A 12220-nucleotide genomic window follows, 5' to 3' on the forward strand; every position below is an offset into this window, starting at 1 on the left:
GCTAAAATTTAGTACAAATCTAAAAAGCTTATCAAGAGCGGCTGAGGGACTGGACCGATGACGCCCGGCAACCTGCGTGTATTGCAAGGTGCCGCATCCAGAAAAATGCACAGCATTTTGAAGATAAGGGCTATACCGGGTCACTGTCTTTCATTCCGCTGGATTGAAAGTTTTTTATATGAAAAAAAGATTGAGGGATAAGACAACCGGCAGAGAACAACAGCTGTTTGATTGTCTCCGGGAGGAGGAAAGAAAAAATGCTAACGTATGACACATGGGAGGAACCGGCGATTACATTTCCGGAAGACGATTCCTATAAAGGCGCGCTGTCCGTTTTAAAATGGGCATACGGCCACTACGGAGACCAGCTTGTTTACGCGTGCAGCTTCGGGATTGAGGGCATCGTCCTGATCGATTTAATTTCTAAAGTAAAGAAAGACGCGGAAATCGTGTTTCTCGATACGGGTCTTCACTTTAAAGAAACATATGAAACGATCGAAAAAGTGAAAGAACGTTATCCGGGGCTGAACATTATCCTGAAAAAGCCCAGCCTTACTCTCGAGGAACAGGCCGAGGCTCACGGAGATAAACTGTGGGAAAGAGAACCGAACCAGTGCTGCTACATCAGAAAAATTCTGCCGTTAAGAGAAGCGCTCGCAGGGCATCCGGCATGGCTGTCCGGCCTTCGCCGGGATCAAGGGCCGAGCCGGGCGAATACGAATTTCCTGAATAAAGACGACAAGTTTCAATCGATTAAAGTATGCCCGCTGATCCATTGGACATGGAAAGACATCTGGAGATATACTTCCAAGCATGAGCTGGATTACAATATCCTCCATGATCAGGGGTATCCGAGCATCGGCTGTGAACCGTGCACTTCACCTGCGTTTACCGCGGAAGATTTGCGGAGCGGCAGATGGAACGGCATGGCGAAAACAGAATGCGGACTGCATGAATAAAGGAGCTGCCCGATGGAATTAGCCGCTATTTTATTCTGTCTGTTTTTTGCCATGAATATCGGAGCCAGCGGAGCCGCGGCATCAATGGGAGTCGCTTACGGGTCCGGCGCCGTTAAAAAGAAAACGTATGCGCTGATCATCTGCGCGGCCGGAGTCCTGTCAGGGGCGGTTATCGGCGGCGGTGAAGTCGTTAAGACGATCAGCGGCGGAATCATTCCCGAACAAACCATTACGCTCACCATTGTCTGCATTATAATCGGAGCGGCGGCGCTATCGTTATTCACGGCGAATGTGCTCGGCATTCCGCTGTCGACGAGTGAGGTCACTGTCGGGGCGATTGTCGGTGTCGGCGTCGCGTACAAAGTATTGTTTTTACAGCATCTTTTGGTCATCGTGATTTTTTGGGTGCTCGTACCGTTCGTCGCGTTCTGTTTCACTTTTCTCGTATCGAAGGTATTCAGTTCTCTGAATATTCGAGTCATTTCGAAACGGAAACAGAAGATTTTAGGAATTGTGCTGCTTTTTGCGGGTTTTTGGGAAGCTTTTTCAGCCGGAATGAACAATGTCGCAAATGCGGTGGGCCCTTTGGTGGCTGCGGGCGTACTCAGCGTGTCAAAAGGAACGCTGTACGGAGGCATCTTTGTCGCTCTCGGCGCTCTGCTTTTAGGACGCAAAGTGCTTGAAACCAACGGGAAAAAGATTACGAGGTTTTCAGCCGGAGAAGGCATACTGCTTTCAGGAACCGGTGCGGGGCTTGTCATTATCAGTTCCGTCTTCGGTCTGCCGGTCCCATTGGCGCAAGTCACATCATCATCAATTATCGGTATCGGAATGGCCAAAAACGGGCCGAACGTTTTTCATAAAGAAGTCGTGAAAACGATGCTCAAAGTATGGGTTGTTTCGCCGTTTTTGTCACTGTCGATTTCGTATCTGCTTGTCTCCCTGCTGTTAAAAGGAGATTACTATTCCATCTTTATGATGGCCAGCGTGCTTTTGGCAGCTGGCGGAGCCGCCAGTCTGATGAAAGCCATCCGAAAAGAGAAACGCTCTGTCCATGAACAAGGCGGGGGCATTTAACTATTAATCTGAGTTTGTTTATCTGTTAACTGGGAGGAATCATGTATTATGAGTTTAGCACCGCACGGAGGAACATTAATTAATCGGGTGAATGAGCAGTATGATCTTACATCCGTCCACAAAGAAATTGAGCTTGATTTGATTTCGTTCGCTGATTTAGAGCTGATCGGGATCGGGGGGTACAGCCCGATTGAAGGATTTTTCACAGAAAAAGATTACGTATCAGTCGTTGAAAATATGCGTCTAGCATCAGGGGTTGTCTGGTCCCTGCCGATCACGCTTCCGGTCGATTCAGAAAAAGCGGCTGAGCTTGCCGTCGGCGACACGGTGAAACTGACTTACGGCGGAGAAACATACGGCGTCGTCGACATCGAAGATATTTATACGCCGGATAAACAAAAAGAAGCCGTTCACGTATATAAAACCGATGATGCCGCGCATCCGGGCGTGAAAAAATTATTTTCACGCGGCGATACGTATGTCGGCGGGCCGATCACATTAATTAAAAAAGCGTCAAAGCAGTTTCCTGAGTTTACATTTGAACCTGCCGATACAAGACGAAGCTTCGAAGAAAAAGGCTGGAAAACCATCGTCGGTTTCCAAACGAGAAATCCGGTCCACCGCGCCCACGAATATATCCAAAAAACCGCGCTTGAGACGGTTGACGGCCTGTTTTTGAACCCGCTCGTCGGTGAAACAAAATCAGATGACATTCCGGCGGATGTCAGAATGGAAAGCTACCAGGTGCTGCTCGATCATTATTATCCGAAAGACCGCGTATTCCTCGGCGTGTTTTTGGCGGCAATGCGGTATGCGGGGCCGAGAGAAGCCATTTTCCACGCGCTTGTCCGCAAAAACTACGGCTGCACGCATTTTATTGTCGGCCGCGATCATGCCGGCGTCGGTGATTACTACGGCACATATGAAGCGCAAGAGCTGTTTGATCAATTTACAGCGGATGAACTCGGGATTACACCGATGAAATTCGAGCACAGCTTCTTCTGCCAGAAATGCGGCAACATGGGAACGGCCAAAACATGTCCGCATGACAGAAAAGACCACGTCATTCTGTCAGGAACAAAGGTCAGAGAAATGCTGCGAAGCGGCGTCATGCCGCCGGCGGAATTCAGCCGTCCTGAAGTTGTCGAGGTGTTGATTAAAGGGCTGAAAACGAAAGAAGAAGCAGGCGTTTCTTAAGGAGGAAAATAGAGTGACAAATCGTGATATCGTATGGCATGAAGCCTCAATAACGAAAGAAGAATACCAGCAGAAAAACAAGCATAAAAGCTCTATCCTCTGGCTGACGGGCTTAAGCGGTTCAGGGAAATCCACAATTGCAAACGCCGCAGCGCGCGAGCTGTTTGAACAAGGCTATCAAGTCATTGTGCTTGATGGTGATAACATCCGCCACGGCTTAAACAAGGACTTAGGTTTTTCCGATGATGACCGCAAGGAAAATATACGCCGCATCGGGGAAGTGGCGAAGCTTTTCGTTCAGCAGGGAACCATCGTCATCACGGCTTTTATTTCTCCGTTCCGTGAGGACAGAGATCAGGTGAGAGAGCTTGTGGCAGAGGGCGAATTTAATGAAATCTACGTGAAATGCGACCTCGATATATGTGAAAAGCGCGATCCGAAAGGGTTATATAAAAAAGCAAGAAATGGTGAAATTCCGTTCTTTACGGGGATCGACTCACCGTATGAAGAGCCGAAAGCGCCTGAGCTCGTACTTGATTCAGGCAAATTTGAACGTGAAGAATGCACCGGAAGACTGGTTGACTTTGTGAAAAACAGCTTAGCATAATAGGTCCAAAAAGGCCGCGCAATCAGCCGGATATCCTCCGCAATGGCGGGATATGGTAAAATAGCTGAAGTGCGGCCTCGCGGCTGTTCTGGGAAGATTTCAAAACGGATCGGGGAGACATGCTATGGGGAAAGTATTTATCGTTGGAGCCGGTCCGGGAGATCCGGACTTATTAACGGTGAAGGCAATGAAAGCCATACAGAAAGCGGACGTTATATTATATGACAGATTGGTAAACAAAGAGATTTTACAGTACGCCGGCGAAGAAGCGGATCTGATTTACTGCGGCAAGCTCCCGGATTTTCACATTATGAAACAGGATACAATCAACCGTTTCCTTGTGAAGTATGCGAAAAAGGGAAAAACCGTTGTAAGGCTCAAGGGGGGCGACCCGTTTGTTTTCGGCCGCGGAGGCGAAGAAGCGGAGGCTCTCGCGCAAAACGCCATTCCGTTTGAGATCGTTCCCGGCATTACATCAGGAATCGCGGCTGCTGCTTATGCCGGCATTCCGGTGACGCACAGAGAGGCGAGCTCCAATGTCGCATTCGTTACGGGACATTATAAACAAGAAGACGACTTTGAAGAAAAATGGAAAGCGCTGGCGACGGGCATTGATACGCTGGTGATTTATATGGGAATTAAAAATATCCGGCAGATTGAAAGAATGCTGCTGGAAAACGGCAGAGACGGCGGCACTCCGGCAGCCTTTATTCATTGGGGGACGACGGACAGGCAAAAAACAGTCGTCTGCACCGTCGGCACGCTTTCAGACACAGTGATAAAAGAAGAAATCAAAAACCCGAGTTTAATTGTTATCGGTGATGTCGTCAATTATCACTGCACACTGGACTGGTATGCATCTGATCAGAAAAATCCGGATTTGAGCGAGGCGTTGTAAATGAAGCAGGCGATTTTATATATCGGACACGGAAGCAGGCTGAAAAAAGCGCAGACAGAGTCGGCGGCGTTTTTAAAAGGGTGCATGCCGCACGCTGACGCTCCCATTCAGGAAATCTGTTTTTTAGAACTGCAGGAACCGTCTATTGAAGCGGGATTTGAAGCTTGTGTCAGACAAGGCGCCACTCATATTGCGGCTGTGCCTTTGCTGCTGTTGACCGCTGCCCACGCGAAACATGACATTCCGGCTGAAATCGCCCGTGCGGCGGCCCTGCATCCCGATATAAAAGTGACATATGGTGTTCCGATCGGAGTGGACGATGAAGTCGTAAAAGCCGTGCATCATCGCATTGAAGATACCGGAGTGTCCATTGAGCAGGCGAAAGTGGTGCTGATCGGAAGAGGAAGCACAGATCCGGCAGTTAAAAGCGCAGTCAGTGAGATTGCCGGAAAACTTGAGGCGATTACACCTGTTAAAGAAGTCATCCCTTGTTTTTTAACAGCATGTGACCCGCACTATAAAGAAGTGTTTGCCGGCCTTGGAGAGGATGACGGAGCACCCGTTTTTATCGTTCCATATCTTCTGTTTACCGGGCTTTTAATGACTGAGATTGAACGGGAAGTTCAAAAGCTTCAAACGGTCAATCAAAATGTTCATCTCGCTTCATACTTAGGTTTTCACCCGCATATTAAGCAGGCGTTTTTGAACCGTGTGACGGAAGCTGTCCGAAACCCCGGCGGGCAGTTTGATTTTAAGGGGGGACAGTATGCTGCCTCTGCACATTAATCTCAGCGGAAAAAGAATTGTCATCGCGGGCGGAGGCAATGTTGCCTTAAGAAGACTCAAAACAGTGCTTCCGGAAGGCGCGGATATTACTGTAATCAGTCCCGATGCCCTGCCTGAAATTAAACAGCTGGCGGATGAAGGACGTATCCGCTGGGTTTCCCGTAAAATTGAAATGAAGGATCTTGCGCCCGCTTTTTTCATCATTGCCGCGACAAATGACCGCAGCGTGAATCGGGAGATAGCCGAGGGCGCTTCTGAAACGCAGCTGGTCAATTGTGTAAGCGAGGCTGAACGGGGCAGCGTGTATATGCCGAAGATCATCCGCAAAGGGCGCATTCAAGTATCCGTATCAACAAGCGGCGCAAGCCCTGCACATACGAAAAGACTGGCTGAGGACATAAAGCCTCTCATTACTGCTGATTTGGCTGAAGAAGTGGATCGATTATTTGAGAAAAGAAGAAGACCATAAAAAACACCCTGTCTGTCATCAGGCAGGGTGTTTTTTATACTGTCCTGACAGTCCGCCGAATGTGAAAAATTCAAAACGAAAGCGGGCAGTTTGAATGGTATATGCCGACAAGCGGTCAGGATTGCGAAGTGATGCGGAATATGTATGTGATCCTGATGCCGCCTGGATTTCGCCCGCATACAAAGGAAAGGTCAGAGACCCGCCCGGATGTGCTCAGGTTCGGCGAGGGAAGGTGAAAGTATCCGCCGCCAAATCAGGTGTGACCGTTTAAATCACAGACGGCCCGGCGGATCATGCAGACATGACGGGAAACTGATCAGATACTGTAAAGATCGGTTCTGACGGCTGGGAGAGTTTCGTCTCCGTTTATACGTAATAAAAAACACCTCCAAGCCGAGTGCGGGTTTCAGCTTGGAGGTGCGTTTATTTTTTCAGCCGTATGACAAGGTCGGCATCAGGTGTGACAAATACGGTATGCTGGCTGTCATAGGTGACAAATCCGGGCTTTGCGCCGTTTGGCTTTTTCACATGTCTGATTTTTGTATAATCAACCGGAACGGAGCCGGAATCTTTCGCTTTGGAAAAATAAGCGGCGATCGCAGCCGCCTCCAGTATGGATTGTTCATCCGGATCGCTGCTTTTAATCACAACGTGGGAACCCGGAATGTCTTTCGTGTGGAACCATAAATCATCCCTCGCGGCAGCTTTTGTCGTTAAGTACTCATTTTGTTTATTGTTTTTGCCGACAAGAATCGTCAATCCCCGTGAAGATTCATATTGCTCCAAAACAGGAACGTGCTGCTTCTGTTTTTTCTGTCCTCTCTGCTGTTTCGGCCGCAGATATTTGCCTTCCACAAGCTCTTCCCTTATTTCGTGAATATCCTTTGTGGAGGCGGAGGAGAGCTGCTGGATCAGCTGATCGAAATAAGCGATTTCCTCCTCGGCCAGACGGATCTGTTCTTTTACCACCTCGACGGAATTCTTCGCCTTTTGATACTTTGTAAAATACATCTGCGCGTTTTCTGACGGTGTTTTGTTCGGATTTAAAGGGATGGTCACCGTCTTACTTTCTTCATCATAATAATTGATGACTTCCGCTTCTTTGTCACCTTTTTTCAGCATATACAAATTTGCCGTCAGCAGTTCGCCGTATAGCTGGAATTCCTTCGCATTCTCTGAGTAGTCGAGCGTCTTTTCCAGCTTTTTTATCTTATTGGCATTCTTTTTCCGTTCATTTGCGACAAAACGCTCGAGATCCTGAGCCTGCTGTTTGACGCGGTCGCGTTCCGCTTTGCCGAAATAAAACCGGTCCAACAGCTCACTCAGTGAGTGAAAGGTGCGCTCCTCTCCGTTTACATGTGTGAGAGACAGGAGATAAAAGTATTCCTTTCCGCCGGCTGTCGTAATGTTCGGTGTAAACCTGCAATCTTTCACGGCATGGAACATTTCAATCAGCGTCTTCGGCAGCGTTATTTTGTTAGCGAGACCCGCTCTGTGCACGGCTTCTTTTGCAAACAGCGGAGAAACACCGGAGAAATGTCTGACGATCTGCTGGTCAAGCCGTCCTTCCTGAAAACTGAGATAACGCAAAACGTCCTCTTCATCCGCGGCAAGCGGCGAAACTTTTTCCTGAGCGGGAGGAAGCTTGTAATCATAACCCGGCAGAACGGTCCGGTAGCTGTTCATTGACGGAGATAAATGCTTCAGCCCGTCGATGATGGATCCTTCTCCGTCAGTCAGAATAATATTGCTGTGCCGTCCCATAATTTCAACATACAGCGTTCTTACGGTTTCGTCGCCGATTTCATTTCTGCTTTTTATGCGGAATATCATAATCCGGTCTAATCCGGCCTGTTCTATTTTCTCAATAAATCCGCCTTCTATATGCTTTCTGAGCAGCATACAAAACATCGGCGGCTCGCTCGGATTTTCATAGGCCTGGTTTGTCATGTGCACCCGTGAATAGCTCGGATGCGCCGACAATAATAATTTGTGGTTTGTTCCGTTGGCGCGGATATGGAATATCACATCGTGCTTAAAAGGCTGATGGACTCTCGTGATCCGTCCTCCGGTGATCCGGCTGTTTAATTCATGTGTCATTCCGTATGTAAACATGCCATCAAAAGACATATAAAACACCCTTTCCTTCTTCCTGCATTCGATAATTATAGCATGAAAAGGGACGAGTCAGAATAAGCTTGTTTACAGAGTGACATCTCTAAAGCGAGGCAGGGGAGTGGACGAGAAGAATGAAGTTTCATGAAATGGGACAAACCGATTTGCTGAAAGCAACAAATACGTCCATTAAACAGGGGTTGACCGAAAAAGAGGTGAAAAAACGCCTTGAAAAGCACGGGCCGAACGAGCTTCAGGAGGGCAAGAGGACACCGGCGATCGCCGTGTTTTTCGCCCAATTTAAAGATTTTATGGTGCTCGTGCTGCTGGCGGCAACCTTAATATCCGGGTTTTTAGGCGAATATGTAGATGCCGTAGCGATTATGGCGATTGTATTTGTCAATGGGGTTCTCGGTTTTTTTCAAGAGCGGCGGGCGGAAAAGTCTTTACATGCATTAAAAGAGCTGTCAACGCCGTATGTGTCAGCGTTGCGGGACGGGAGCTGGAAGAAAATTCAGTCCAAGGAGCTCGTTCCCGGCGATATCATGAAATTTTCAAGCGGCGACCGGATTGGCGCGGATGTGCGGATCGTTGAAGCGAAAAGCCTTGAAATTGAGGAATCGGCGCTGACCGGGGAATCAATTCCGGTGGTTAAACAAGCCGATAAATTGAGAAAGCCGGATGTTTCGTTAGGCGACATCAGCAATATGGCGTTTATGGGTACGATCGTAACGCGCGGCAGCGGTGTCGGCGTCGTCGTCGGTACAGGAATGAATACGGCAATGGGGAAAATTGCCGATATGCTGGAATCCGCCGGCAGCCTTTCAACACCGCTGCAGCGAAGACTTGAAGAGCTCGGCAAAATTTTAATTATCGTCGCGCTCCTTTTAACGGTATTGGTCGTTGCAGTCGGCGTCTTACAGGGACATGATCTTTACAGCATGTTTTTGGCCGGGGTGTCATTGGCCGTCGCCGCAATTCCGGAAGGGCTTCCCGCCATTGTTACGGTGGCATTATCAATCGGCGTCCAGCGCATGATCAAACAAAAATCAATTGTCAGAAAGCTCCCGGCGGTTGAAACATTGGGCTGCGCCTCTGTCATTTGTTCTGATAAAACCGGCACGCTGACACAAAACAAAATGACCGTCACCCATATGTGGTCAGGCGGCAAAATTTATAAAGTGTCGGGCATCGGCTATGTGCCGGAGGGCGTTTTCACCCGAGATGAGCGGGAAATCAAGCCGAAAGATGAGAAGATTCTTGAACAGATGCTGGTTTTCGGCGCGTTGTGCAACACATCTGAAATCGCACTGAAAGACGGCCGTTATGTACTCGACGGTGATCCGACAGAAGGAGCGCTGCTGACGGCTGCAAGAAAGGGCGGCTATTCAAACGATTGGCTCAGCGGGCATTACCGCGTGGTTGCCGAGTTTCCGTTTGACTCCGTCCGCAAAATGATGACCGTCATTGTAGAGGATCAGGAAAAAAAGCAGTTCGTCATCACTAAAGGAGCGCCCGATGTGCTGATTGACCGCTCATCACATCTGATGCACGGCGCAAGAAGTACGCCTTTTTCAGGAGAAAAGAAAGCAGAAACGGAAGCGGTTCTGAAAGAGCTGGCGTCGCAAGCTTTGCGTACGATTGCGATTGCTTATAAACCGCTTAAGCCCGGAGAAAAGCCGACAATGGAGCAGGCGGAAAAAAATCTGACGATGCTCGGCTTGTCAGGCATGATTGATCCGCCCCGTCCGGAGGTCAGACAGGCCATTAAAGAATGCCGTGAAGCCGGCATTAAAACGGTTATGATCACAGGGGATCACGTCGAAACGGCAAAGGCCATTGCAAAAGATTTGCGTCTTCTTCCGAAAAAGGGGCGTGTGATGGACGGCAAGACGCTGAATGAGCTTACGGACAAAGAACTTATCGAAACGGTCGATGATGTCTACGTCTTCGCACGCGTGTCACCTGAACATAAATTGAAAATCGTCAAAGCGTTCCAGGAAAACGGACACGTCGTCGCCATGACGGGAGACGGGGTTAATGACGCGCCGGCCATAAAGCAGGCGGATATCGGTGTTGCCATGGGCGTGACGGGAACGGATGTGGCAAAGGAAGCCTCTTCTCTCATTCTGGTAGATGATAACTTTGCTACGATTAAATCAGCTATAAAAGAGGGACGGAATATCTATGAAAATATAAGAAAATTCGTCCGGTATTTGCTGGCCTCCAACGTCGGTGAAATTTTAGTGATGCTGTTTGCGATGCTTCTCGCTCTGCCGCTGCCGCTCGTCCCGATTCAGATATTGTGGGTGAACTTAGTCACTGACGGGCTGCCGGCGATGGCCCTCGGTATGGATCAGCCGGAAGGAGACCTGATGAGGCGGAAGCCGCGGCATCCGAAAGAAGGAGTGTTTGCGAGAAAACTGGGCTGGAAAGTCGTATCAAGAGGGTTTTTAATCGGAGCCGCAACCATTTTAGCGTTTATCATCGTCTATCACCGCAATCCTGAAAATCTGCCCTACGCACAGACCGTTGCATTCGCGACTCTTGTCCTGGCTCAGCTTATACACGTGTTTGACTGCCGGAGCGAAACGTCTGTTTTCTCCCGGAATCCGTTTGAAAATATCTATCTGCTCGGCGCCATCATTTCTTCTGTCTTCCTGATGGCCATCGTCATCTATTATCCGCCGCTGCAGCCGATTTTCAAAACAGTGCCGATTACGCCGGGCGATTGGATGCTGATTATCGGGATGTCTGGCATACCTACTTTTTTGCTGGCGGGTTCACTTTTGACAAGAAAAAAATAATTCCATATGATATAATCTTAGGGGTAATAGCATGTCTATTGCCCTTTTATTTTGATAACGGGAAAGAATTGGGTGTTTCATATGATACGGAGTATGACAGGCTTCGGCAGCGCAAGCAGCACAAAAGGCGATCTCTCGGCAACCGTTGAATTGAAATCCGTCAATTACCGGTTCAAAGAAGTGAACGCCCGCCTGCCACGGCCTTTGCTATATGTAGAGGATAAGCTGAAACAAACGATATTGCAGCATATACAGCGCGGAAGAGTAGAGCTGTTTCTCACTGTAAACAGTGACGCGCTCATAAAAAGAAGCCTGAACATCGATTGGGAGCTCCTTGATGAATATGTGAGCGCCGCACGCGCCATGAAAGAGCGCTACAGCCTGGCCGCAGAACCCGATGCAATGGATTTCTTTAGATTTGAACATATTGCGCAGATTCACGAAGAACAGATGCGTGATGACAAGCTTGAAGAAGTCATCAGGGAAGCCGCTGAGCTGGCTGTAAAGGAACTTTGTGACATGAGGGAAAAAGAAGGCCGGCTTTTGGCGGAAGACTGCTTTCTGCACATTGAGCGGCTTGAGACGCTGTCCGAACAGGTGAAAGAGCGCGCTTCGGCCGTTGTTATTCAATACCGCGAGCGTCTTTACGCCCGAATGAAGGAATGGACGGAGGACGCGCTCGACGAAAGCAGGCTGATCACGGAATGCGCCATTTTCGCCGATCGTTCTGATATAACGGAAGAAATTACCAGATTAAAGAGCCATTTTGTTCAATTCCGTGATATATTAAAAGAAGGCGGGGCAGTCGGCCGCAAACTTGATTTCCTTGTTCAGGAGCTTAACCGGGAAGCGAACACGATCGGCTCAAAAGCCAATGATCATCAAATCACAAAGCTTGTCGTTGAAATGAAAAGTTCTATTGAAAAATTGAAGGAACAAGTGCAAAATATAGAATAGCGACTGTGCGTATTGTTTACAGACGGTCTCTTCAGGTTATACTAGAGACGTCTATTTTACAGGGGGAACGTAGAAGATGACGATTAAACTGATTAATATCGGATTTGGCAATATCATCTCCGCCAATCGGATGATTTCGATTGTCAGCCCGGAGTCTGCGCCAATAAAGCGAATGATCCAGGATGCAAGAGACCGCGGCATGCTAATAGACGCTACATACGGACGAAGAACCCGTGCAGTTGTCGTCATGGATAGTGATCACATTATCTTATCTGCCGTCCAGCCTGAGACAGTTGCACACAGACTTTCTGTGAAAGAAGAAATTATGGATGAAGGGCAGGGGTAATT

Annotated in this window: 11 protein-coding genes and 1 riboswitch; of the genes, 10 read left to right on the forward strand and 1 reads right to left on the reverse strand. The window is 48.5% G+C overall.

The features are described 5' to 3' along the window. Nucleotides 1-25: 25 nt before the first annotated feature. Nucleotides 26-130, forward strand: a riboswitch (SAM riboswitch). Nucleotides 131-257: 127 nt separating this feature from the next. From L3V45_RS07690 to L3V45_RS07720, 7 genes are all read left to right on the forward strand, one after another. Continuing rightward, nucleotides 258-959 (forward strand): phosphoadenylyl-sulfate reductase, encoded by a 702-nt coding sequence (locus tag L3V45_RS07690; RefSeq protein WP_003154369.1) that lies wholly within the window; start codon nt 258-260, stop codon nt 957-959. A 12-nt stretch (nt 960-971) separates the two neighbouring features. Beyond that, complete coding sequence (locus L3V45_RS07695) at nt 972-2036, forward strand: sulfate permease (RefSeq protein WP_003154367.1); 1065 nt, start codon at nt 972-974, stop codon at nt 2034-2036. Between the two features lie 48 nt (nt 2037-2084). Then, nucleotides 2085-3233, forward strand: coding sequence for a sulfate adenylyltransferase (gene sat / locus L3V45_RS07700; RefSeq protein WP_014304985.1), 1149 nt, complete (start codon nt 2085-2087; stop codon nt 3231-3233). Between the two features lie 13 nt (nt 3234-3246). Beyond that, nucleotides 3247-3840: an adenylyl-sulfate kinase gene (gene cysC, locus L3V45_RS07705; RefSeq protein WP_003154363.1), complete on the forward strand. Its 594-nt coding sequence runs from the start codon at nt 3247-3249 to the stop codon at nt 3838-3840. 124 nt (nt 3841-3964) lie between these two features. Continuing rightward, nucleotides 3965-4738 (forward strand): uroporphyrinogen-III C-methyltransferase, encoded by a 774-nt coding sequence (gene cobA / locus L3V45_RS07710; RefSeq protein ID WP_025851340.1) that lies wholly within the window; start codon nt 3965-3967, stop codon nt 4736-4738. After that, nucleotides 4739-5524 carry a sirohydrochlorin chelatase gene (locus tag L3V45_RS07715; protein ID WP_236837336.1) on the forward strand — a complete coding sequence of 262 codons (786 nt, stop codon included), beginning with the start codon at nt 4739-4741 and terminating at the stop codon, nt 5522-5524. It abuts the gene before it with no gap. Continuing rightward, the gene (locus tag L3V45_RS07720) at nt 5505-5993 is read left to right on the forward strand and encodes a precorrin-2 dehydrogenase/sirohydrochlorin ferrochelatase family protein (protein WP_024085291.1); all 489 of its coding nucleotides are present in this window, start codon (nt 5505-5507) and stop codon (nt 5991-5993) included. The genes L3V45_RS07715 and L3V45_RS07720 overlap by 20 nt, the downstream gene beginning before the upstream one ends. Before the next feature lie 423 nt (nt 5994-6416). Here L3V45_RS07720 and L3V45_RS07725 read toward each other — a convergent pair whose 3' ends face one another. Continuing rightward, on the reverse strand, nt 6417-8123 hold the full coding sequence (locus L3V45_RS07725) for an Rqc2 family fibronectin-binding protein (protein ID WP_236837337.1): 1707 nt from the start codon (nt 8121-8123) through the stop codon (nt 6417-6419). A 119-nt stretch (nt 8124-8242) separates the two neighbouring features. Between L3V45_RS07725 and L3V45_RS07730 the strand changes: the two genes are divergently transcribed. The 3 genes from L3V45_RS07730 (at nt 8243) to remA (ending at nt 12218) form a co-directional block, all read left to right on the forward strand. Then, nucleotides 8243-10915 carry a calcium-translocating P-type ATPase, SERCA-type gene (locus L3V45_RS07730; RefSeq protein WP_014304989.1) on the forward strand — a complete coding sequence of 891 codons (2673 nt, stop codon included), beginning with the start codon at nt 8243-8245 and terminating at the stop codon, nt 10913-10915. A gap of 81 nt (nt 10916-10996) precedes the next feature. Then, nucleotides 10997-11872: a YicC/YloC family endoribonuclease gene (locus tag L3V45_RS07735; RefSeq protein ID WP_003154356.1), complete on the forward strand. Its 876-nt coding sequence runs from the start codon at nt 10997-10999 to the stop codon at nt 11870-11872. A 76-nt stretch (nt 11873-11948) separates the two neighbouring features. Further along, nucleotides 11949-12218, forward strand: a complete 270-nt coding sequence (gene remA / locus L3V45_RS07740) for an extracellular matrix/biofilm regulator RemA (RefSeq protein WP_003154355.1) — start codon at nt 11949-11951, stop codon at nt 12216-12218. Nucleotides 12219-12220 lie beyond the last annotated feature (2 nt).

Origin of the sequence: Bacillus sp. R45 (genome assembly GCF_021729365.1) — a bacterium.
In the GTDB taxonomy this organism is placed as follows: domain Bacteria; phylum Bacillota; class Bacilli; order Bacillales; family Bacillaceae; genus Bacillus; species Bacillus velezensis.

Bases quoted from the DNA above. Each gene is read 5' to 3' on its own strand.
- L3V45_RS07695 (WP_003154367.1), top strand. From the start codon at position 972: ATGGAATTAGCCGCTATTTTATTCTGTCTGTTTTTTGCCATGAATATC.
- remA (WP_003154355.1), top strand. From the start codon at position 11,949: ATGACGATTAAACTGATTAATATCGGATTTGGCAATATCATCTCCGCC.
- L3V45_RS07735 (WP_003154356.1), top strand. From the start codon at position 10,997: ATGATACGGAGTATGACAGGCTTCGGCAGCGCAAGCAGCACAAAAGGC.
- L3V45_RS07715 (WP_236837336.1), top strand. From the start codon at position 4,739: ATGAAGCAGGCGATTTTATATATCGGACACGGAAGCAGGCTGAAAAAA.
- sat (WP_014304985.1), top strand. From the start codon at position 2,085: ATGAGTTTAGCACCGCACGGAGGAACATTAATTAATCGGGTGAATGAG.
- L3V45_RS07725 (WP_236837337.1), bottom strand. From the start codon at position 8,123: ATGTCTTTTGATGGCATGTTTACATACGGAATGACACATGAATTAAAC.
- L3V45_RS07730 (WP_014304989.1), top strand. From the start codon at position 8,243: ATGAAGTTTCATGAAATGGGACAAACCGATTTGCTGAAAGCAACAAAT.
- L3V45_RS07720 (WP_024085291.1), top strand. From the start codon at position 5,505: ATGCTGCCTCTGCACATTAATCTCAGCGGAAAAAGAATTGTCATCGCG.
- L3V45_RS07690 (WP_003154369.1), top strand. From the start codon at position 258: ATGCTAACGTATGACACATGGGAGGAACCGGCGATTACATTTCCGGAA.
- cobA (WP_025851340.1), top strand. From the start codon at position 3,965: ATGGGGAAAGTATTTATCGTTGGAGCCGGTCCGGGAGATCCGGACTTA.